We start from the raw sequence: 20,664 nt of genomic DNA, 5'->3' as shown, positions 1-20,664 counted from the left end.
CGCCTATGGCTCGCATCGTGCACATCTTCACGTTCCGTGCGTTCCCGACGGTCCCCGACGGTGTCCCGCTGACCGAGGCCTATGACTTCGGGCGGTTCACTCCGCACCTGGTGAACCGCCCGGGTGACGCCTTGAGGATCACGAACCTCGGCCAGCACCGCGAGGTTCTGGTCACCTCCAGGCAGTCCACCCTTGCTCCGCTCGACATGACCGCACGCCTCTGGTCGGACGAGGCGTCCCTTGCACAGCTGCACCTGTCGTACGAGCTCGACGACCCGTCCCCGCACGAGGTCGCGAACCACCTGGCGATCTTCTGCCATGAACGGACCTCGCTGTCGTTCGACGGCGTTGCGCTGGTCGATTGGCTCGTCGGCAAGGCCGGCCTCGACCGGGCACCCCGGCTGGACCAGGACGTCCTGCAGTTCGTCGAGCTCGATGACGCCGCGGGGCTGGCTACCGACATGGGCGAGCCCAGCAAGGACGCCGTCGCGATGATCTACCGCACTGCTGAGCGGCTGCCCGACGGCGGCGTCCCGGCCCACATGCCGGCTGCGCTCAACTCGTTGGCGGGTGCGTTCGCCGGTCACGGGCGCGGTGTCGTCGTCCTTGGTGGACAGAGCGGGGCGACGGCGATGACCGTGCGGCTCACCGCGTGCGAGCTGCTGTTCGCCGTCGGGCGGGCGCGCCATGCGCGAGCGAAGATCGAGAACTTGCTGCAGGGATCACGCACTCGGGACGAGGCCGCTGGTATCTGGGACGACGCGGAACGACTGAGCGAGGTCGCCAGGGAGGTCCGCAGGCAGCGCACCATCATGGCGCTCGATGTACAGGGCTATGCCGACGGGCTGTTCATGCCCGAGCTGGTGATCGACAGCTTCCGCACGAGCTTCGCCGAGGCGCTCCGGCTCGGCGAGCTCACCGATTCGACGGTCGGACTCATGGACGCGCTCAGCGACGTGATCGGCTCCAGCCTCGCCGACATCCAGCTGCGTGCGGCCAAGCTCGCCGACACGCGTGAGCGCCGATGGCAGCTCGGGGTCGGCATGGCATCCGGGATCGCGATCCCGGTCGCGCTGCTCCTTTCGTACTTCGGCGTCTCCAGCGAGGCCACCATTCCCGCGGAACGATCGATCTACGACCTCACGGTCTACGGTCTGGTGTGGGCGCTGGCGGTGGCCTCCGCTGGGGCGATCGCCGCGATGACGCTCAGGCAGTACTTCCGTACCAAGAACGGGGACAGCACGACATGGCGATGATCAGCGCGCATCGGTGCGGGGCCGGCAGCGACCTGGACCTCGAGAACACCAGGGCCGCGCTCGACAGGGCGCTCACTCTCGACGTGGACTACGTCGAGTTCGACGTCCAGCGGCTGGGCGACGGCACGTTCGTGCTCTTCCACGACGACTTCGTGGAGCTCGACGGTCGTCGCGTCCCGATGGTGGACCTGACGTTCGAGCAGTTCTCCGGCATGGCGGACCACTTCATGCGCTACGACGACGTGCTCGCCGCGCTCAAGGGCGTGAAGCACGCGCACATCGACCTCAAGTTCGTCTCGCCAGAGTCCGCGTACGGGAACCCCGAGAGTACGTATGAAGTGGCCGCAGCGAAGCAGGCTCTGGAAATTCTCGGAGCCGGCCAGTTCATCATCACGACTCTCGAGGACCAGTCAGTGCGGGCAGTGCGCGACTGGGCCGACACCGCCGGACTCGACCTGCTCGTCGGGCTCTCCCTCGGGCGGGACACGGCGGAGATGTCCATCGTGGAGGCTGTGCGGACCCGGCTGTCGGAGTTCTTCCCCGGGGCGCGTATCCGTGGCTCGCGCGCGAACCTCGTCGTCTGCCACCAGAGGATCGCCCGGTACACGGTGGCGCGTTTTGCACGACGACGGGGCTTGCCGCTGCTGGTGTGGACCGTGGACGAGCCGGAGGCACTCGCGTACTGGCTGGCACCCGATGCTGCATGGCTCGTGACGACCAACTATCCGGAGCGGGCGATCGGGCTCGTCAAAGCTGCTTAGTCCCCGTCGGGGCGCTCGAAAAGCAGTGGATCAGCGCTGCCGTGCGCCATTAGCGTGCTGCCGAACCAAGCCGTCGAGTCGAGGACGTCCCGTTGTACACCCTGTGAGATTTCCCGAGTGCTGATTTGTCGCGCGTCGCGCATGTGCGCCGCGCACCTTTTTGCTGCGGACCTCTCACTGAGACCGGTGTACTTCTATGCTCAAAAACTGGGCAGTCGTGCCCACCCGCCTGCCGCTCGTTCGCCGCCGTTGTCACCGATGCGAGTCTGAGCGCTTTCGGGCAAGCGGAAGATTCCGCGTCAACGCACACCACAAGCTCATCGACGCCTGGCTCCTCGCGCTCTGTACCGTCTGCGAGGAAACCGCAAAACTCACGGTTCTGGAACGGGCCAATGTGCGTTCCATACAACCTGAGCTACTGGACCGGCTGCACAACAACGACCCTGGCCTGATTGCTGAACTGCTCCAGGATTCGGCCGTGCAGCGCCGCAATCGCATCACCCTCGACTGGGACGGTGCCTGGCGACTCGACACCGGCGGATCGGATCACCTGGACCACGAGGCTATCGACGTCTCGGTCCGTTTCGCGGCGCGGATCCCTGTCCGGCCGGTGCGACTGATCGCTGAAGGTTGCGGTCTCTCGCGGGGTGAGGTCGAGAGGCTGCTTGTGGCGGGGAAGCTTGTCTCGGCAGTCCGGTTGAATGGCAAGCTCTCCGGCGCCTTCACCTTCACGCTCAAGCGCTGAACCTCCGTCGGGAACGCAGCCTGTCCGGCATGATCCGCCGGACAGGCCGTGTCCGCGCGCCTTTCAGGCGACCCGTTCGGGGTCAGCAGGTGGTGCCCCACGGCTCGGCGACGACCTGGACGGCGTCGGCGTACAGGATGCGACCCGGGTCGTAGGTGCGGACCTCACGCCAGCCGACGTCGTACCGGTCCAGCAGCTCGAGGTAGCCGCGCATGATGCCGAGCAAGTCCCTGGCGTCGGCGCGAAAGTACGTCCGGGCGTCCGGATGGCGCTCGCGGTCGTAGGTGGGCGTGTCCGCGGCAGTCAGGTCCGGGTAGGTGCCGTTCAACAGGTCGTTGTGGGTGTGCCACCAGGCTTGGTCCTCGGGCGTCAGCCGCTTGGAGTGGGCAAGGCCGTTGGCCAGAGCGACGACGCCGGGGTAGGACATCCGGCGGGTCGGCGTGGAAGCTTCGTAGCGGACGTACTCCACGAGGGGTTGCAGCTCGTCGAGCCGGGTGTTGACGTGTGCCCAGTCGTCGTCGGGAAGCTCGCTCAGCTCGCGGTACCTGTGGCCGACCACGAAGTCCTGGAGGAATGTGGCCAGGCTGTCGGCGAGGCGGCGGTAGGCAGTGCCGTCCGGCCAGTGGCCGCCGGGTTCGCCGTCGACCAGCCAGATGGAACCGTCGTCCTCGTTCAGGACGAGCAGGTCGACGTCGTGCACGTCGCCGACGACGTACCAGGTTCCTGGCGGCGTGTCCCGGCCCGGTGGAAGGGCGGCGAAGGGGTTCCAGTCCGGGAGCCAGGGGCCGTCGTTCAGGCGGACGACGCCGAGGACGAAGCCGTTGGCGACTAGGAGGACGTCTGCGTGGTCCGGGTGGATGGTGGTGGGCGGCTCGGTGGCTGGGCCCCAGACCTGGTGGTTCATCGCCAGGCCTCGGTCGCTGTTCAGCAGGAGACGGGCCTGGATGAGGCGGTGGGTGATGGTGTCGGGCAGGGGCACGGTGGTGAGGGTAGTCAGGCACCGTTAGCCAGGCACCATCGAACGTGAGCTGTCAGGCGGAGTTGCCAAACAGCGCACGCTCGATCTGGTCGGGAGCGACAGGCGTTGCCGACGTGCTGAGCTCATCGGCCCAACGCGCGAGCAGCTCGCAGTAGGCGACGTAGGTGTCGGTGTACCAGTTCATGCGCCGAGGTGGCAGGCTGCGCCAGCCCGCGTGGTGGAGGCGCGTCGCGACACGCGCATCGAGAATGACGCAGGCATGTGACGCTGCACCGTTTCCCGCGAAGTAGAGGTACTTGGTGAAGAACGACGGGCCGAGATAGGGGATCGAGGCCCGTCCGGGTCGGACCAGTGTCCGGTAGGAATCAGCAGTGTTACCGGATCGGGCGTGTTCCACCGACTGCCGAAGAAGTGCGACGTTCGCTCGTGCATGAGCCGGGTCGATGAACGCAGCGATACGTCGCCGGTTGTTCCGGATCCTGGGTCCGGAGCCCCAGGCCAGGACGTGCCACAGCAGGTTCAGGTAGGCATCATCGTCGGCATCTGGCCCGATGGTGTCTGCAAGCTTGAACAGGGACCCCCGAGTCAGCTGAACTTCAGCGGTGCCGTTCGGATCTGCGGTGACGACGAACCGGCCGAGACCAGCATCCGTCAGCGTTCGGTTCCACCAGGGCAGTGCCAAATTCGCAGCTGCGGGCCCGTGGTCGAAGATGCCGGTCCTGCGGTCGACCACGTCGGCGGTGACGTCAGCAGGAAGCCGCAGGTCGGCGGGCGGAATGGGTGCCATCTCGCGAGGCTAGCGGACGATTTGACCGTAGGGTGCTGGCGCAGCCCGAAATAACCCGGTGATGCCGTGAGCTCTCTTGTGACCAGGCGCTACGCTCATCGCCGGTAGGAAAGAAACGGTCCATCGGCCAGCCGTGCCCGCCCATATTCTGCCTGAGATCTCGTTCAAAAGGGCTTCGCAATGAGTGCATACATCGTGTTCCACAAAGACGGCACGCACGACCAGTCCGAGCTCGAGTACCTGAAGAACGTCGGAAAGACGTTCGAGGGGCATCCAGCGAAGATCCTCGGCGCGTACGTGGTACGACAGCCCCGCGTACCAAGCCGTGGCGAAGCACCGTTTCGACGGAGCAACCTTTCGTGTGGTGCTCGCGGAAGGCACTTGAGCGCACCAGCCGCTCCGCGACGCGTCGTTCAGAAATCTCCCCACTGAGGGAGGAGGCGCTGGCAGGTACCTGATATCTACGGTCGGGGCATGGCGTCCCACAGTCCCGTGCCGCGTGTCCATCGCGTCGACTGCGTCGTCGTCGGCGCAGGCGTGGTGGGAGCAATGATCACTCAACAGCTAGCCCGCCGCGGCGTCAGGGTCGTGCTCATCGATCGCGCGCCCGGGATCGGCGGTGGCTGCTCGTACGCGAACGCCGCGATCGTTGCGCCACACCATGTGACGCCGCTCGCGACGCCCGCACTGCTCCGCGAGGCCCCGATCCAGATGCTTCGCCGCCCGCCGGCCGTCAGGATGCAGCCTGATCCGAGCATCCTCTCGTGGGCCGGGAGTCTGATGGCATCGGCCACCCCTCGGCGTGCCCACCTGGCAGGGGAGCGGTTGAGCAGGCTGGCGGCCGAAAGCACTCGGCTCCACTGCCTGCTGGCCGACGAGGGCCTCAGCCCGACGCTGCGCAAGACGGGGGCCATCGACGTCTACCTCCGTTCACCGCGGCGCCGTCGTGCCGACCTGCTCTCCTTCGAACGGCTGCAAGCCATCGAACCGGCCTTGGCGCCGGTCGCAGCGGGTGCCCACCACACCGAGGAGTGGACGCTGGAGAGCCGCAGCTTCGTCAAGGCCATGCTGGACGACGCGTCCCGCCGAGGCGCCGACGTCTTCTTCGGCATGTCGGCCGAGCAGTTGCTGACGGAGCACGGGCGGGTCGTCGGGGTCGCGGCGGAGGGGACGACCCTCCTCGCCGACCACGTGATCCTCGCGGCCGGGCTCGGGTCAGCGACGCTGGCGGCTCAGGTCGGTCTGAACCTTCCGCTGCGTGGTGGCCGGGGCTACGTCATCGACGTCGCCGCCGGTGATCACGCCCCGGCGATGCCTGTCCGCATCAAGGAGCACCGCGTCGTCGTGACGCCGCTCGCTGACCGGGTCCGCGTGTGCGGATCGATCGAGTTCGGGGACGAGCGCAGGCCGATGGATCCGGGCCGAGCGGAAGCCCTCAAGACCGTGGCCGCACGCGTGCTCCCAGGGCTGGAGCGGGCCGCCGTCATCGACCGCTGGGCCGGCGAGCGGCCGTGCACCCCGGACGGGGTGCCGGTCATCGGCCGGTCGAAGGCGGTGGAGAATCTCTCGGTCGCCGCCGGGCACGGGATGTGGGGGATGGTCCTGGCTCCGGTCACCGCCCGGATGATCACGGAGGCCATCGTCGACGACGTCGAGCCGGCCGAGGACGCATGGCTGAGCCCCGACCGGTACGACGGCCGGCCGGCGAGGCACCACCGCGCGTTGAGCCCCACCTGATCTCTGCCGCGCAGCCAGGTCATCGCTCGAGGGCGGAAGAACCGTGCAGCGGCTATGCTCCGGCGAGCAGCACGAGGGCCTGATCCAGAGAGAGGGCACAGGATATGAACGCTCGGATGCGGGTCCTGTTGGTGGAAGACCACCCCGTGGTGCTGCACGGCCTGCGTGCCATCTGCACCAGCAACCCCACGATCGACGTGGTGGGGGAGGCGGCGACCGCGGAAGAGGCCCTGCAGTGCGCTCGCGAGCTGCAGCCGGACGTGGCGGTCGTGCCGGTCAGGCTCGGGGGCACCCGCAGCGGCATCGAGCTCTGCCGGTCGATCAAGAGCGTGTGCAGCGCCCGGGTGGTGGTCTTCACGTCCTTCACCAGGACGGTCGACGTCCAGGTCGCGATGCTGGCCGGCGCCGACGCGCTGATCAGCAAGACCGCAACCAGCGACGTCTTCATCGCTGCCCTCCAGCAGGTGAAGGCCGGCCGGCAGGCGCTGTTCGTGGGAACCGGCCCGGTGCCCCTGGCCGTAGCCGCGAGCTTCGACGCCGTGGAACCGCTCACCGAGCGCGAGGAAGAGATCCTCGGCCTGGTCGTCGACGGTCTGACCAACCCGGAGATCGCGGCACGCCTGACGATCGAGGTGTCGACGGTCAAGACCCACATGCGCAGCGTCCTTCGCAAGCTGCGAGTCGATACCCGGCGCGATCTGCTCGTCGAGCTGGCCCCGTGATTCGGCTCCACCCCGGAGGCGCCACCGACCACCAGCACCGCGCCGGCGCATCATCCTTCCGGGAGGATCTTTCGTCGGCGCCACACATCTAGGTTCTTCTCCAACGTGGAGAGCCGAGGCCCTCACCTCGTGATCAGCTCGCCACCCGCTGGAGAGGGGAACCCATGCGAGTTCGATCGAGGAGAGGCCTGGGCGCGCTGACCGTGGCGGTGGCCCTGGCCGCGACGGCCGCGGCACCGGTGGCCGCGCAGCAACAGACGGTTCCGGAGGCGGTGCCCGTTCCAGAGGCGGTGACCACCGCTCAGGAGATGGTGGTGACGGCCAACCCGCTGGCGACCAGGGCAGGCGAGCAGGTGCTGCGCAACGGCGGGACCGCCGCCGACGCGGCCGTCGCGGCCCAGACGGTGCTCGGTCTGGTCGAGCCGCAGTCCAGCGGCCTGGGCGGTGGCGCGTTCGTCGTGTGGCACGACGGCGCGAGCGGCGAGATCACCACCTACGACGGCCGCGAGAAGGCGCCTCTGGCCGCGACCGAGGACCGGTTCGCCGGGCTGTCGTTCACCGACGCCTGGCAGAGCGGGCTGTCGGCCGGCGTGCCGGGTACGCCCGCGCTGATGGAGGAGATCCACACCCGGCACGGCGCGCTGCCCTGGCAGCGGTTGTTCGCGCCGGGGCTGCGCCTGGCGCTGGGCGGGTATGAGATGACCGACCGGACCGCTGCCCTGGTCGACTCCTACCTGGCCAACAACGACAGCTGCAGCGACCGGCTCTTCTTCCGCGACCCGGTCGCGTTCGAGTACTACACCAACGGGTCGGAGACCGACTGCGCGGCCAAGCCCGGCGGCACCCGGATGCGCAACCCCGACTACGCGGACACCCTCAAGACGCTGCGCGACGAGGGCGCGGAGGGCTTCTACACCGGCCAGCTGGCCGAGGCGGTCGTCGAGGCGGTCCAGGGAGACCCGCACCTCCCCGGTGACATGACCCTGGAGGATCTGGCCGACTACGAGGTAGCCGAGCGGTCACCGGTGTGCAGCGACTACCGCGGCCACGAGGTCTGCGGCATGGGCCCGCCGTCCTCCGGCGCGCTGGCAGTCGGACAGATGCTGGGCATCCTCGAGCACTTCGACCTCGGCGACGACCCGCTCGACCCCGATGCGGTGCACCTCTTCGCCCAGGCCGGGCGGCTGGCCTTCGCCGACCGCAACCTCTACGTCGGCGACGCCGACTTCGTGACCGTGCCGGCCGAGGGCATGCTCGACCCGGACTACCTCGCCGAGCGGGCCGGGCTGATCACCGACGAGGACATGGGCACCGCCGAGCCAGGCATCCCGCCGGGGGAGTTCGACCCGACGGCGCCGCAGACCGAGTCCAACGAGTCGGGTACCAGCCACGTCTCGGTCGTCGACCGGTACGGCAACGCCCTGTCGATGACCACCACAGTCGAGAGCGGCTTCGGCAACGGCGTCATGGTCGACGGCGGCGGGTTCCTGCTCAACAACGAGCTGACCGACTTCTCGTTCGCAGCGGCCGACGCCGAGGGCACGCCGATCGCCAACCGGGTGCAGCCCGGCAAGCGGCCGCGCAGCTCGATGTCCCCGACGATCGTGCGGGACGCCGAGGGCTCGCTGGAACTGGTCACCGGCTCCCCGGGCGGTTCCCGGATCATCGGCTACACGGCCCAGTCGATCGTCAACGTGATCGACTTCGGGCTGGATCCGCAGCAGGCGATCAACGTGCCGCACGTCCAGAACAACAACGGCTCGACCGCGCTGGAGCCGCCGATCCCTGGCGTGACGCTGGACTACGACGTCGCGGCGCTGCGGGCTGCGCTCGAGGCTCGGGGCCATCCCGTCACGGTGACGGAGCAGGCCAGCGGTCTGAGCGTCATCCAGGTGACGTCGGAGGGGCTGGTCGGCGGGGCCGACTACCGGCGGGACGGGAGTATCGGGGGGCGGTGATCTTCCGGCGCCTTCGAGATACCGGGACTGACCTGCGGCGACGTCGTTCCTGAATTCGTCAGGCCGGTGGTCTCGGAGGCGCCGATGGGGGAGTATCTTCATGCAGGTGGTTGAACTCTCACGAGAGATTCCCCCCGCGACGCTCGCGCGCTTCATGGGTTGGCTGAGACGCCTGACTGAGCCGTCGAGCCGTGCTCGACTGGCGCCACCGCGTCTCTTGATGGTGCGCGGCCCTGGTCCCAAGTTGCGGTGGCGGACAGTGGGTGGTGCATTAACCCCTGTGAAAGATCTTGCCCGCGAGGAGTACCTGCGGAAATTGCCGCACAAGAGAATGGCAGCAGGCGTGCTCCTTCGCTATGGGGACGAGATCGTTCTTGTCGAACCGACCTACAAGGACGCTTGGGAGATTCCAGGCGGAGTGGTGGAGGCGGACGAGTCGCCGTGGTTTGCTGCCGAGCGCGAGCTGAAGGAAGAGCTCGGCCTGGTTCGGGAAAATATGCCGGTTCTCCTTGTTGACTACGTTCCTCGCACGCCAGATGGAGTGCCCGAAGGGCTGCTCTGGATCTTTGACGGGGGATCACTGAGCGAATCCGAGCGTGAGCATCTTGGCAGCGCCGATCAGAATGAAGTCCGATCGGTGAGGCTGCTGTCGGTCGACGAAGCCAGCCAGCGGACGAGCGGGCCCTTGGCGTTGAGATTGAGGGTCGCGTTTGACGCGGCCCAGGCGTCTCAAGCGGCGTCTCAAGTGGCTCGGGCAGCTCAAGCGACGCCGCCGGCGTACGTGACTGTCTTCTGCGACAGGGGGGAACCGAGGCCCGTGGAGCAGTCACTACCCGAGCCTGTAGTTTCTTCGACCAGGGATCTCGCGACCGTCTAGGGTCTGCGGGTGACTCTGCTCGCAGGAACCCTCGCCGGTAACTCCCACAACCAGGACCGCTACATGGTCGGTGAAGGCTTCGCGGTTGTGCTCGACGGTGCCACATCGGTCGCGGGGGACCGCTCGCACGATCCAGGCTGGTTCGCCGGCCGCATCGGCGAGGTCCTCGCCCGCACGCTTCCTGGTGGCGAACCGATCCCTGACCTGGTCGCGGGCGCCATCGCGGAGGTCCGCGACGCGGACCAGCTCGTCCCCGAGACGAGCCCGACGTGCACGGTGACGGTGGCACGTTGGTCAGGGGACGCCGTCGAGACCTATGCGCTGTGCGACAGCACCATCGCCGTGCTGCACAGGGACGGGACCGAGTCCGTCTACTTCGACGACGAGGTCGGCGACGCCGTCAGCCAGAAGCGGGAGGAGTACCGCGCTCGCCTCGCGCGCGGACACGGTTACGACGAGGCGCATCGTGATCTGCTCATCGAACTTCAGAAGGAGCAGGCACGGTGGCGCAACCGGCCCGGCGGCTATTACGTGGCTGGCACGGATCCGGACGCCGCCTACCACGGTGTCGTCGGCACGGTCGAGCGCACCGCAGTGACCGCGTTGCTGCTCGCGACGGACGGCGTGGACCCTGTCCGGCATCCCCGGGCCGAGACGTGGTGGGACCTCTACACCGAGGCTGTGGACCACGGCCCGGACAGGGTTCTCCACGACCTGCATGCCGCTGAGGCCGCCGACCCGGACGGGCTTCAGTGGGCGCGCTCGAAGCGGCACGACGACAAGACTCTCGTCGTCGTGCCGCTGACGTGAGCGACGGAGGTCAGACGTCGGTGAGGAACTGATCGATCGGTTCGGCATCGTCCCGGAGCGCGCGGGCTCGGTCATGCTGTCCGGCGCTGGCCAGCAGGGTCGCGTACCCGTTCAAGGTGGACCGGTAGGCGGTGACGAACAGAACTGCCCGCATGCCCGTCTCATAACGGCGCCGATACAGCGCGACCGCCTCGGCGAACTGCTCCTGCGCGAGATCGTCGAGTCCACACAGTGCGAGTGAGGCCGCGGAGCTTCCGAGGCTCCAGGCGAGGTTCTGCTCGCGCCGGCTCGGATACTTCTGCGTGAGGTCTCGGTAGGCGGCGATGGCCTCGTCGTGGGCTCGGACGGACTCCTCCACGCGGCCCAGGTCCGCGTACGCGGTTCCGAGGTTGGTCAGGGAGCGCGCGCGTCCGGGTTCGAAGCGGACCGGGTTCCGGGTGGCGAGCCGGAGCCAGATCTCGTGGGCCTCCTCATGCAGGGCGAGCGCTGCCTCGGGGAGGTCGAGCTGGCCGTACGTCGCCCCGAGATCTCCAAGGGCCAGTGCGAGATCCGGCTCGTAGCGAGTCGGAGTCTGCATGTCCAGCTGCCGCCAGTGTTCCAGCGCCTCGTGGTAGTCGGAGCGTGCCTGCTCGGTGTCGCCGAGGTCGGTGTGGCAGCGCCCGATGGAGCTGAGCGACCGGGCGAGCGAGGCCCGGTGGCCGTCGTGCTGCCCGGCAAGACGTCGTCGGGCGGCCAGAGCCTCCCTGTGCGTGACGAGCGCCTCGCGCGGATGGCCGAGGTCTCGGTAGGTGACTCCGAGGTTGTGCAACGACTTCGCGAGGTCCGGGAGAAGACGGACGGCGTCGACCTGTGCGTGCTGGCGCCAGGTTCCTGCTGCTTCGTGACGAGCGTCGAGTGCCTCGTCGTTGCGCCCGAGGACGGCGTACGAGTCACCCAGGTTGTCCAGAGACCTGGTCAGGCCCGACCAGTAGCGGCGCGGGCGCCACCGGGCGAGCTTCCGGTACAGGCGGGTCGCTTCTTCCCGTGCGGCGAGGGACCTGTCGTAGTAGCCAAGGGTGAAGGTCCAGTTGCCGAGCACATGCTGTGCGTGGGCGGTCCTGGCAGTGCGCTCGAAGAGCCGGTCGCTGTTGACCGCGCGGACAAGCAGTACAGCGACGTCGTGGCCTACCTCGTGCAGCGCGCTCGGTGGATCGGGCCAAGGGAGCAGCTCGTGGACGGCGCTGATGGTGCGCCACTTCACGTCGATGCCATGCACGAGCTCCAGAGCAAGCCGCGCGACGTCGTCACCCCTGCGTGGATCGAGACGATCCGGATCGGACTCGTTCGTGGACTGATAATCCTGGCCGTGTGAACTGGAGCCGTTCGCCGGCCTGTCGTCCTGGCTTCGTGACGGATCGGAGGCAGCGCGCGTCAGGACGATCATCGCCCGTACTGCCTGGCGTTCGCTCAGGCCGCTCAGCAGGACATCGCGCCGTTCGGCGCTCACCAGGGCACGTGTCGTGTCGCTGACGTCGGTGGCCGTCAGCATCGACACGACGAGGTGCTCGGCGAGGCGGTCCGGATGCAGGCTTCCGATCCAGCCAGGATCGCCAACGAGGACCAGGTCGTCCGAGCTGTCCGGGAGGCCGATGCTCGGCGGGTACTGCTCACGCAACCAGCGTGCGGCCGCCCGGGGGTCCAGATGGGTACCGGGCGGACACAGCCGAGCGACGCGGTGGACCAGCGACTCGGCTTCGTCCTGGCTCTCCGCGCCGAGGAGACACGCCGCCGCCACCAGGATTCGCAGTGTCTGGCCGTCGCTGGGGATACCGGCTTCGTCCGCCGATCGCGTCCAGCTTCGTGCCTCGTGCCGGAGCAGCTCATCGAACACTGCGTGCATCGACACGTCTGGTTGGGTGCGCCGTGGGCTGGTCGTGACGTCGGGCGCATGTGCTTCGACTCGAAGCACATGAACAAGTGCGATGGAGAGCAGATCGAGCATTCGCGCAGCGGGCACGACGTCGGGCAGCGTCAGCTGCGCAGGGCGCTTGCCGAGGAAGGCGCCGAAGTCCTGGACCGCGACGTCGACGATTCTCTGCTGCTCTGCGAGGTGCCCGTCCTCCGCGTCGTGCGGGACGACCCGAGCAGAGAGCTCGATCGGGTCATATCTGCCGACGACCGCTCCGACATCGGACTGCTGGCACAGGTCCGACCACCACAGACCACCTCGCCGTGCGAGAAGAAGGACGCGTACGGCACCGGGATCGTTGTTCGCCTGACGCAGGAGCTCGGCGACACCTTCACTCCTGTTCTCCGCGTAGTCGACGATGAACAGGACCGGTGCCTCGCGGTGGCCGCGGCGCAGCACCTGCATGGCCTCTGCCTCGACACCGGTGCGTAGGTTGCGGCACTCCCAGCCGTGCTGCGTCCGCATGGCTCGCTGCAGCTCGTGCGCCAGGCGTGTCTTGCCGACGCCGCCGGCCCCGGTCACCAGCCGTACCCGCAGGGAGCGTCTGCCGGGGTCGTAGTCGTCGATGCACCAGTCGACGAGCTGCTGGAGCACGTCGTCGCGGCCGACGAACCGGACTATCTGCTCGTCACCGTCTCGAACAGGCGAGAGCAGCCGGCCCGGCGCATCGTCGTCCCCCGGCGGTCGCACGCCGAGCTGCTGCGAGGCGAGGCGGTCGCGCGCCTGTCTGTCGGCCGCTTCCTGGTGCCGGTCGTGCAGAGTGAACCAGCGTTCCAGAAGCGTCGCGCCAAGGACGCCGCCGACGACCGCGCCCGCGACCATCGTCTGCCGCACCCAGGTCGGCACCGACTCCGGCAGGACCGCCGCGGCGATGCCCACGATGACGGCGAGCGTGGATGCGATGCCGTATACCCACAGCCGCCGCGCGCTCTTGCCCCTGTAACCCCCGAAGCCCGCCTCCGTCACCCTCACGAGGGTACGAGCAACCGGACAATTCGGGAAGGTAAGTGATTTCGCGAGTGGAACGGCGGGCATGGTTCATCACGGCAGAGCTGGGTGTTGGGCGGGACTGCGTGGCTGCCCTACCGTGTCAGATCCGTTCCCGGTGCCTGACGTCAGACAGCACCGAGTGCGAACCTCTGGATCGTGTCGCCCTTGGCGCGGTGTGAGTGGTCGACGGCGCAGGTTGATGCCCTGAGTTCCCCGGTGACCAGGCGTTATGCTCATGGCCCGTAGGAATGAAACGGTCCGTTGGCCAGCCGTTCCTGCACACATGCTGCGTGGGATCTTCGTTCAAAGGGGCTTCGTCATGAGTGCATACATCATGTTCTTCAAAGAGAGCACGCACGACCAGTCCGAGCTTGACGAGTATCTGGAGAAAGTCGGAAAGACGTTCGAGGGGCATCCAGCGAAGATCCTCGCTGCCTACGGTCCGCAGCAGGTGCTTGAAGGCCCGGCGCCGGAGGGAGCCGTGGTGCTGGAGTTCCCCACCGCGGCCGCGGCGCGCACGTGGTACGACAGCCCTGCCTACCAAGCTGCGGCGAAGCACCGTTTCAACGGAGCAACCTTTCGCGTCGTCCTCGTGGAAGGCACCTGAGGCGTTTGGCCGTTTCGGTCCGAGGCAATGGCTCCTGCGACGGTCGCTTTGATCGCTCGGCGGTCAACGTCCAGTCGCTTGGGTGCGCGTCTGCGACGCGGCGAACTCGAACACCACTTGGGCAAGCTGAGCCTGCTCGGTAGCGCGTAGCTTCAGGGGCGCCTGCGGGGGGCCTCGACCTCGAGCGCGAACGGGTTCGCCGCGAGGTGTCGGCAGAGGTCGGTGCCGAAGATGACCTTGAAGTCGTACGTTCCGTCTTCCTGCTTCTGAGGTTCGTCTCTGACAGAAGATGGTCCAGGGCCTCCGGCGAAGTCATGGCTATAGGAGCGGCGTGAGGGAGGTGGTGTGGTCAAGCCCGGAACCCTTCGTCGGTGTCGAGGCCTGGCGGATTCTCACCGATGGCTCTCCTGATGTCGGTAGCCGACGGTGGCCGATCGCGGTCCCACAGGCGGGCGAAGATGTCGGCGATCAGTGGCCAGACGATTCGTTGACCGTCATCGACGGAGCGGATGTCGTCTGCCAGCGGCGGCAGGGCCACGATGTCGTGGGGAATGACGCGCCCCGCCTCGTCGGAGCGACCCTCGGGGTCGGGGAAACGCAAGGTCACGTGTGTGCGGACGCGCCGGCATATCGTCGGCTCACCCTCGGTTCCCCCAAATGCGTCGTCGTAGACAGGGAGCGGGTCGGTTAGTCCACCGTCCAGGAGGAACCGGAATCCCCAGGACCTTCCGCGTGTAGCCCAGATGAGGTTCACCGGTAGCTCTTCACGAGGAGCCCGTCCTTGACACCCTGATCGAGGTCGAGCCGGAACTGGGTCAGAACAGTCGTCAGGTGGTCCTTGTTCGCCCGAGCCTCGGTGTTGGCCTCTTTGATCTTCGGCACGCCGAGCTTGATCGCCCCGGCGAGCGCGGGGAGGGCGACCTTGCCCAGCGCCGGACCGACCTTGGGCACCTTGTTCAGGAGGGCGGTCACAGCACCCACCCCGGCGAGGGCGGCCGCCAGCGCGTCGGCGTTGTCTGCGAGCCGGTCCAGCCACTTACGCGGGATGTCGAACCTCTCGGACCACTGAACGAGGCGCTCCAGGGGCAACAGGGAAGCGACCGGCAGGAGGAGGTCGAGGCCGACCCGCTCGGTCACCTCGATCTTGTTCGGTTCGAACTTGGCAGACGAGAGCAGCATGAAGTCCTCGCCCATCGACAGCGCATCGGGGACCTGCACCATGCCCTTGATCACGTCGTGCAGCGCGGCGACGTCGCCGGCGGCCTTCTCGACGACGAGGTCCTGGAACGCGCGCACATCGAGGTCCGGGAGACGGTCGGCCTTGGACAGCGCGATGATCCATATGCGTGGGAACTCGACCAGTGGTTCGCCCTCATCGAGGAGGTCGTCCCTGAGACGCAGGATCCCGTCACGCAGACCCCAGAACAGCGACTTGAGGTACTTCTCCTCCTCACCTGCGTGGTCGAGGAGCTTCTGCCCGTCGACCAGGACGAGGGCGACGTCCGATCGCAGCAGCGACCGGAACGTGGTTAGACGACGCTCCTCCTCCGTCTCTCCGCTGGGCTCCTCCTCGAACCACTCGCCCGGGTAGTCGTGCCAGACGAGGCGCAGCGCATCAAAAGCCCGCGCTCTGGCGGCCTTGGCGTCGCCCTGGTCCTTGAGCTTGATCGTGAAGGAGTAGGGCGTCGCTGCGAAGCGGGTACCTTCGGGCACCTTCGCCTGGTTCTTCATGCCTAGGTAGTTCTGCCGCAATCGGTTTCCCTGGCCGGTGTCATCAGCGATGACATGGAACAGGCTCTCGTTCACGAATGTCTGCTCCTGCGCCGCGCCGTAGAACGACGAGACGAGGACGGTCTTGCCGCTGCCGGAACCACCGAACACTGCGATGTGCTGTTCCCGCACCCGAGTCGCTGCCATGGCGGTGACGCTACCCCTGGGCTGTGCTGTCGGAACTGGGAACTCGCCAATATCACCCGGGCGGCGATGGGTGTTTCAGCAGCTAGGTGATGGGCAGGGTGACACGACGCCGGCGGTCGTTCCGGCCGGCTCAAGCCCAGGACGTAGGGGCGACAAGTTCTCTGTTGAACTGTTGGGCCGGATAACGGCCCTCGACGAGATGCCGTATCGCGTCGTGCGCGCACCCTCTGGCCGCGGCGCAGGGGATGAAGTCCGTGGAGATGATTGCGGTGTGCCACGTCCGTGGGCAGGATCGCCGTAGCCGATCCGAGGGAGCGTGCCCGCGTGGACACGAACATCCGCACGCCGATGGAGATCTTCAACCTGCCGCACCATCTGGTCGTGCCGCTGTTCCAGCGTCCGTACGTGTGGGACGAGACGGAACAGTGGGCTCCGTTGTGGGCGGACGTGCGGCGGATGGCCGAACTGCGGATGAGCGACCCGTTCCGCACTGCGGCGCACTTCCTGGGAGCTGTCGTGCTGCAGGTTCAAGACCGGTCGGTGGGCTCTGTGCCGGCCAGGAACGTGATTGACGGTCAGCAGCGTCTGACGACGCTCCAGCTCCTGATGGACGCCACTGCCGCCGTATTCGAGGAAGCAGGCCAGGACAACCTGGCGTCGCAGATGGAGACGTTGACCCACAACTCGGCGAGCTTCGTCCAGGACGAGGCTGATCGCCTGAAGATCAGGCACACCAATCGGGACCGGGCCGCCTTCGAGGAAGTGATGCGATCAGACCCTCCGATCGACTATGAGCGGCTGTCCCATCCGACGTCGCGGCTCGTAGGAGCGCACCGGTACTTCACCGGCGAGGTGCAGGTGTGGCTCGGTCCTGGGAATGACCGGGAGTTCGCCCTACGGGCGCAGGCTCTGGCGCACGTGCTGCAGCAGGGCTTGCAGATCGTGGTGATCGACCTCCAGGTGAACGAAAACTCGCAGGAAATCTTCGAGACTCTGAATGCGCGTGGCACGCCCTTGACGGCGGCTGACCTGATCAAGAACTTCGTGTTCCAGAAGCTGGAGACGGACGGCGCTGACACCGCCAAGGTGTACGCGGAGGACTGGCCGTTCGAGTCGAAGTTCTGGGAGGCGGAGCTGGCTGTCGGGCGAGTGACCTATACCCGTGGTGCGCTCTTTCTCAACCAGTGGCTCGTCGCGCGGGCGGCCGAGGAGATCCCCACCAAGTCGACGTTCACGCGGTTCAAGCACTTCGTCGAGCACGAGTCGAAACAGAAGATGATCGATCTCCTGCGGGCCATCAAGGTACAGGCCGAGCAGTACGAGGCATGGACGACGTCGGCCGCGGACCCCGACCGAAACCTGACGGTCACCGAGATGAACGTCTACCGGATGCAGGCGAACGGGATCGAGCTGCTCAAGCCCGTGCTGCTGTGGCTGCACGAGCCTGGGCGCGGCTTGCCTCAGCCTGTGATCGATCGCGTGATCGGGCTTGTCGAGAGCTGGGTCGTGCGGCGCAGTCTGCTCCGCCTGACCACCAGCAATCTCGGGTCCGTCGTCGCGAACGTCCTCCGGACGGCGCGTGCCGCAAGCGCGGAGGACCTGGCTGCGACTGTCGAGCACTTCTTGCGGGGACAGACCGTCGCTAGCTCCTACTGGCCTGGAGACGCCGAGATACGGGGCTACCTGTCCACCGTGCCGGCCTACCGGCGGTATCCGCGGTCGCGTCTTCGGATGGTGCTGGAGGCGGTCGAGGACTATCTGCGGAGCGAGTACCACGCCCACCAGGTGGACCGCAGGGGATACCCGATAGAGCACCTGCTGCCGCAGAAATGGGAGGCCCACTGGCCCGTCCACGACGAGGTGTCCCGTGCTGAACGGGCCGCGCACGTGCACCGGCTGGGTAACCTCACGCTACTGACCGCAAAGCTTAACTCTGCGGTGTCGAACGGGAGCTGGCTCGGTCCGAACGGCAAGTACGCGAAGCTCGCCCAGCATGACGTGCTCAAGCTGAACCAGCGGCTCCGCGAAGTCTCCGCGGGCGGCTGGGACGAGACGCGTATCGACGAGCGGACGGCCGATCTCATCGACATCGTGCTGCGTGCCTGGCCAGTGCCAGCCGGACACACGGGCGAGATCAGCGACTCCAGGACGAGTGTGCAAACCTGGGTCGAGGTGAACGACCTCGTCACCGCAGGACTGCTCCCGGCGGGAACGGTCCTCAAGGCTCGGCCCGGGACGTGGGGTGACGCCACCGCGAGGGTCACACCGAGCGGGGCGCTCGACGTCGGCGGGTCGGTCTTCACCAGCCCGTCTGCGGCGGGCAAGCACGTCAAGGGCGGGGTCACGAACGGCTGGGCGTTCTGGCGCCTGGAGGACGGACGCAACCTGGCGGACGTGCGCGCTGCGTATCGGGGTGAGAAGCCTGCGCCGAGTGACGGCGTAGGGGACCTGCCCGAGGCCGAGGAGTCGATCGCTCGGTAGGAAAGACCCTTGGCACAACGGGAGGTCAATGATTGGCGATTTCCCGACGGCGTGATGGTGACGACGGTCGAGAACGTCCCGACCTACGTCACGACTGTGACGGTGGACGAGTGGTTTCCGGAGCCCTGATGAACACCCCGATCTCTCACCCGCACAGATCGATCGCGCCCGCGGCGTCCTGGTCGCTCAGGCCGCCGGGGACGCCCTCGGCGTGCCCTACGAGGTCGCACCCCGCTTCACCGGTGACCCACAGATGAAGCGCGGCGGTCTGGGGCCGTACGCGCCGGGGGAATACTCCGACGACACGCAGATGGCTGTGTGCATCGCTCGCGTCGCCGCTACCGGTGGCGATCTGCACCCTAGCCGTTCTGCCAGGACGGCTTGCGCCAGTGCTCTTTCGAGATCTCGCCGATCTTGTTGCCGAACTCGTCCTTGACGGCCTTGATGCGCTGAGCGCCGTCCCATCGAACCACGAACGGCCCATGCTTGTGGAACAGCTCTACAAGGTAGTCGGCGGTCGCCGCGAGCTCTGCCTTCTTCCGCTCAATGTCCTTCTCCCCGGTGCGTTCGTATTCGCCGATCAACTGGTCGCCATCGCGGATCATCAGGCGAAAGCGGCTCGTGCCGGAGGTTGGCTCCACGTCGACGGCCAAGATCACGTGCGTCTCCTTCTAGAGTCGTGGGTGAGTGCGAATTCGGACGGGCGAATGAGTCGCTATACCGCGTACGGCACTCCTCGTCGAGGAAACCAAAGATGTCCTGCAGTCAGGCTTCACACGCCCCTTCCTACGTGGTCCGTGGTGACTATGAGGGTTCCAGTTCCGTCTACATGCAAGCTGCGACAGCGGCGACGACCTCATTTGCAGAGTCACCCAGGCGCTGTCCACGTACGACGATGGCCTCGTGACGGATCAGTCGTCGCAGTAGCAAGACCCCGATGACGACCGCGTCATCCCGCACGTCTCGCAGTTGCTCGTGCGGCTGCTGGCTGCGGACCCCGCGCTCGTGCTCGTTGTGCGCTCGGTGAAGTCGGCGGCACAGGTCTTGCAGTGAGGCAGCTCCCGCATCTGCTCGTCGCTCGCTGGGTACGGCGGCGGGCCGAGGAGGCCACCCTGCTCGTCGCGGTACCAATGCCAACAGTCCTCATGGTGCCGCCGCCGCGGGCGCTCGCCGGTGAGGACGCCAGTGGTCGCGTTCACCGGGTCCTTCACCCAGACCAGGCCAGGAAACTCGATCTCCGTCGTCATGGTCGGCAGCGTAGGCGGAGCATCTGACATTCGGCCGCTTGTCGCCCCACCACAGTGATAGGTCGTCGCGGGGTCGCCCCCGCTAGTTTCCAGTCATGGCCGATGACCAGGACCTCGACGCCGGGCCGACGATCACCACCAGGTTCTCGAATGCCTACGGTAAGAGACCACCGGTCCTATACGTGAAGGTCGACGGCGAGCAGATCGGCTACTGGGACATCGGAGCCAAGGTGGCGGTTCCGGAGGATTCTCAACACCCGCGGGCTGCCGAGCACCTCGCGACCATCGAGTCCGCGGCGCTTGCTTGGCACGCCCGTCAGGAGAAGCGGCGGGAGAAGAAGGCACGCGCCGCGGCCCGCAACGAAGCGGCCGCAGCGGAGTCGATACGAACGGCGAAGGCGCCAGTGTCAGCTCCAGCCAGGACGCCGATCGTGCCTGAGACTCTCGCACCGATTCCGTTGTCGAGACCCGCCTCGCCGGAACCTGCGGTAGAACTGTCACCAGCCGACCGCGGCCGCGATCTCTCTTTGAACAAGGCGGGTGACGGAGCCCGCGAGACGGCCCGTGCAAAGTTCCGCGAGGCTTCTCGATCAACGCGAAGTTCCACCAGGGCAAGAAAGTCTGGGTCGGCGAGCATGCGGTAGGAGTGGGCCGGACGGCGACCAAGCACGTGTTCGAGGCCCGAGCGGAAGCCAAGGCGGTCAAGAAGATCCTCGACGCGGCTTGTCCGACGCCACATCCGGTCACCCCAGTCGTGGTGATCGCGGGGTACAGCGGCATCTCGTTCGCGGCCGCCACCGCAACGGCGTTCTGCCTGGCGTGATCTGCGAGCGGATCGTGTT

The 20,664-nt window shown here is 67.2% G+C and carries 21 protein-coding genes; 14 read left to right on the top strand and 7 right to left on the bottom strand.

The genetic code is table 11. The features are described 5' to 3' along the window. Nucleotides 1-5: 5 nt before the first annotated feature. The 3 genes from ACFS27_RS19160 (at nucleotide 6) to ACFS27_RS19150 (ending at nucleotide 2,762) form a co-directional block, all read left to right on the top strand. Nucleotides 6-1,256, top strand: a complete 1,251-nt coding sequence (locus ACFS27_RS19160) for a hypothetical protein (RefSeq protein WP_377186003.1) — start codon at nucleotides 6-8, stop codon at nucleotides 1,254-1,256. Beyond that, nucleotides 1,247-2,017 carry a glycerophosphodiester phosphodiesterase gene (locus tag ACFS27_RS19155; RefSeq protein WP_377186001.1) on the top strand — a complete coding sequence of 257 codons (771 nt, stop codon included), beginning with the start codon at nucleotides 1,247-1,249 and terminating at the stop codon, nucleotides 2,015-2,017. The genes ACFS27_RS19160 and ACFS27_RS19155 overlap by 10 nt, the downstream gene beginning before the upstream one ends. Nucleotides 2,018-2,234: 217 nt before the next feature. Further along, nucleotides 2,235-2,762, top strand: a complete 528-nt coding sequence (locus ACFS27_RS19150; protein ID WP_377185999.1) for a DUF1062 domain-containing protein — start codon at nucleotides 2,235-2,237, stop codon at nucleotides 2,760-2,762. Nucleotides 2,763-2,844: 82 nt separating this feature from the next. Here the strand turns inward: ACFS27_RS19150 and ACFS27_RS19145 are convergent, their stop codons facing one another. Next, nucleotides 2,845-3,741, bottom strand: coding sequence for a hypothetical protein (locus ACFS27_RS19145; protein WP_377185997.1), 897 nt, complete (start codon nucleotides 3,739-3,741; stop codon nucleotides 2,845-2,847). Between the two features lie 52 nt (nucleotides 3,742-3,793). Further along, nucleotides 3,794-4,528: an 8-oxoguanine DNA glycosylase OGG fold protein gene (locus ACFS27_RS19140; RefSeq protein ID WP_377185995.1), complete on the bottom strand. Its 735-nt coding sequence runs from the start codon at nucleotides 4,526-4,528 to the stop codon at nucleotides 3,794-3,796. A 325-nt stretch (nucleotides 4,529-4,853) separates the two neighbouring features. On the opposite strand from ACFS27_RS19140, the gene ACFS27_RS19135 reads away from it, so the two are divergent. The 6 genes from ACFS27_RS19135 (at nucleotide 4,854) to ACFS27_RS19110 (ending at nucleotide 10,632) form a co-directional block, all read left to right on the top strand. Continuing rightward, the gene (locus ACFS27_RS19135) at nucleotides 4,854-4,913 is read left to right on the top strand and encodes a hypothetical protein (protein ID WP_377191090.1); all 60 of its coding nucleotides are present in this window, start codon (nucleotides 4,854-4,856) and stop codon (nucleotides 4,911-4,913) included. Nucleotides 4,914-5,002: 89 nt separating this feature from the next. Then, the gene (locus ACFS27_RS19130) at nucleotides 5,003-6,265 is read left to right on the top strand and encodes an NAD(P)/FAD-dependent oxidoreductase (protein WP_377185993.1); all 1,263 of its coding nucleotides are present in this window, start codon (nucleotides 5,003-5,005) and stop codon (nucleotides 6,263-6,265) included. Nucleotides 6,266-6,381: 116 nt separating this feature from the next. Then, nucleotides 6,382-6,987, top strand: a complete 606-nt coding sequence (locus ACFS27_RS19125; RefSeq protein WP_377185991.1) for a response regulator — start codon at nucleotides 6,382-6,384, stop codon at nucleotides 6,985-6,987. Nucleotides 6,988-7,151: 164 nt separating this feature from the next. Then, nucleotides 7,152-8,945 carry a gamma-glutamyltransferase gene (ggt, locus tag ACFS27_RS19120; protein ID WP_377185989.1) on the top strand — a complete coding sequence of 598 codons (1,794 nt, stop codon included), beginning with the start codon at nucleotides 7,152-7,154 and terminating at the stop codon, nucleotides 8,943-8,945. 280 nt (nucleotides 8,946-9,225) lie between these two features. Then, nucleotides 9,226-9,822 carry an NUDIX domain-containing protein gene (locus tag ACFS27_RS19115; RefSeq protein ID WP_377185987.1) on the top strand — a complete coding sequence of 199 codons (597 nt, stop codon included), beginning with the start codon at nucleotides 9,226-9,228 and terminating at the stop codon, nucleotides 9,820-9,822. Nucleotides 9,823-9,831: 9 nt separating this feature from the next. Beyond that, nucleotides 9,832-10,632 (top strand): protein phosphatase 2C domain-containing protein, encoded by an 801-nt coding sequence (locus ACFS27_RS19110; protein ID WP_377185985.1) that lies wholly within the window; start codon nucleotides 9,832-9,834, stop codon nucleotides 10,630-10,632. 10 nt (nucleotides 10,633-10,642) lie between these two features. Here the strand turns inward: ACFS27_RS19110 and ACFS27_RS19105 are convergent, their stop codons facing one another. Beyond that, on the bottom strand, nucleotides 10,643-13,546 hold the full coding sequence (locus tag ACFS27_RS19105) for a tetratricopeptide repeat protein (protein WP_377185983.1): 2,904 nt from the start codon (nucleotides 13,544-13,546) through the stop codon (nucleotides 10,643-10,645). Nucleotides 13,547-13,889: 343 nt separating this feature from the next. Between ACFS27_RS19105 and ACFS27_RS19100 the strand changes: the two genes are divergently transcribed. Next, nucleotides 13,890-14,177, top strand: coding sequence for a DUF1330 domain-containing protein (locus ACFS27_RS19100; protein ID WP_377185981.1), 288 nt, complete (start codon nucleotides 13,890-13,892; stop codon nucleotides 14,175-14,177). Between the two features lie 349 nt (nucleotides 14,178-14,526). On the opposite strand, the gene ACFS27_RS19095 is transcribed toward ACFS27_RS19100, so the two are convergent. Continuing rightward, nucleotides 14,527-14,778: a hypothetical protein gene (locus ACFS27_RS19095; protein WP_377185979.1), complete on the bottom strand. Its 252-nt coding sequence runs from the start codon at nucleotides 14,776-14,778 to the stop codon at nucleotides 14,527-14,529. Between the two features lie 149 nt (nucleotides 14,779-14,927). After that, nucleotides 14,928-16,094, bottom strand: coding sequence for a TRAFAC clade GTPase domain-containing protein (locus ACFS27_RS19090; protein ID WP_377185977.1), 1,167 nt, complete (start codon nucleotides 16,092-16,094; stop codon nucleotides 14,928-14,930). 324 nt (nucleotides 16,095-16,418) lie between these two features. Here ACFS27_RS19090 and ACFS27_RS19085 point away from each other — a divergent pair, with 324 nt between their 5' ends. Further along, nucleotides 16,419-18,575: a GmrSD restriction endonuclease domain-containing protein gene (locus tag ACFS27_RS19085; protein WP_377185975.1), complete on the top strand. Its 2,157-nt coding sequence runs from the start codon at nucleotides 16,419-16,421 to the stop codon at nucleotides 18,573-18,575. A gap of 211 nt (nucleotides 18,576-18,786) precedes the next feature. Then, on the top strand, nucleotides 18,787-19,011 hold the full coding sequence (locus ACFS27_RS19080; RefSeq protein WP_377185973.1) for an ADP-ribosylglycohydrolase family protein: 225 nt from the start codon (nucleotides 18,787-18,789) through the stop codon (nucleotides 19,009-19,011). Here the strand turns inward: ACFS27_RS19080 and ACFS27_RS19075 are convergent. Together ACFS27_RS19075 and ACFS27_RS19070 are read right to left on the bottom strand one after the other, a co-directional pair. After that, entirely contained in the window at nucleotides 18,935-19,234 is a 300-nt protein-coding gene (locus ACFS27_RS19075; protein WP_377185971.1) for a hypothetical protein, read from the bottom strand. The genes ACFS27_RS19080 and ACFS27_RS19075 overlap by 77 nt on opposite strands. 252 nt (nucleotides 19,235-19,486) lie before the next feature. Continuing rightward, entirely contained in the window at nucleotides 19,487-19,822 is a 336-nt protein-coding gene (locus ACFS27_RS19070) for a hypothetical protein (protein ID WP_377185969.1), read from the bottom strand. Nucleotides 19,823-19,917: 95 nt separating this feature from the next. Between ACFS27_RS19070 and ACFS27_RS19065 the strand changes: the two genes are divergently transcribed. Both ACFS27_RS19065 and ACFS27_RS19060 read left to right on the top strand, forming a co-directional pair. Next, complete coding sequence (locus ACFS27_RS19065) at nucleotides 19,918-20,466, top strand: hypothetical protein (RefSeq protein ID WP_377185967.1); 549 nt, start codon at nucleotides 19,918-19,920, stop codon at nucleotides 20,464-20,466. 2 nt (nucleotides 20,467-20,468) lie between these two features. Then, nucleotides 20,469-20,645: a hypothetical protein gene (locus tag ACFS27_RS19060; RefSeq protein WP_377185965.1), complete on the top strand. Its 177-nt coding sequence runs from the start codon at nucleotides 20,469-20,471 to the stop codon at nucleotides 20,643-20,645. Nucleotides 20,646-20,664 lie beyond the last annotated feature (19 nt).

Origin of the sequence: Promicromonospora vindobonensis (genome assembly GCF_042685865.1) — a bacterium.
GTDB lineage: Bacteria > Actinomycetota > Actinomycetes > Actinomycetales > Cellulomonadaceae > Promicromonospora > Promicromonospora vindobonensis.
The sequence above is the reverse complement of the archived record's forward strand: the minus strand, read 5'-3'. Positions and strand labels throughout refer to the sequence as shown.

Bases quoted from the DNA above. Each gene is read 5' to 3' on its own strand.
- ACFS27_RS19160 (WP_377186003.1), top strand. From the start codon at position 6: ATGGCTCGCATCGTGCACATCTTCACGTTCCGTGCGTTCCCGACGGTC.
- ACFS27_RS19155 (WP_377186001.1), top strand. From the start codon at position 1,247: ATGGCGATGATCAGCGCGCATCGGTGCGGGGCCGGCAGCGACCTGGAC.
- ACFS27_RS19140 (WP_377185995.1), bottom strand. From the start codon at position 4,528: ATGGCACCCATTCCGCCCGCCGACCTGCGGCTTCCTGCTGACGTCACC.
- ACFS27_RS19130 (WP_377185993.1), top strand. From the start codon at position 5,003: ATGGCGTCCCACAGTCCCGTGCCGCGTGTCCATCGCGTCGACTGCGTC.
- ACFS27_RS19125 (WP_377185991.1), top strand. From the start codon at position 6,382: ATGCGGGTCCTGTTGGTGGAAGACCACCCCGTGGTGCTGCACGGCCTG.
- ggt (WP_377185989.1), top strand. From the start codon at position 7,152: ATGCGAGTTCGATCGAGGAGAGGCCTGGGCGCGCTGACCGTGGCGGTG.
- ACFS27_RS19100 (WP_377185981.1), top strand. From the start codon at position 13,890: ATGAGTGCATACATCATGTTCTTCAAAGAGAGCACGCACGACCAGTCC.
- ACFS27_RS19090 (WP_377185977.1), bottom strand. From the start codon at position 16,094: ATGGCAGCGACTCGGGTGCGGGAACAGCACATCGCAGTGTTCGGTGGT.
- ACFS27_RS19070 (WP_377185969.1), bottom strand. From the start codon at position 19,822: ATGACGACGGAGATCGAGTTTCCTGGCCTGGTCTGGGTGAAGGACCCG.
- ACFS27_RS19065 (WP_377185967.1), top strand. From the start codon at position 19,918: ATGGCCGATGACCAGGACCTCGACGCCGGGCCGACGATCACCACCAGG.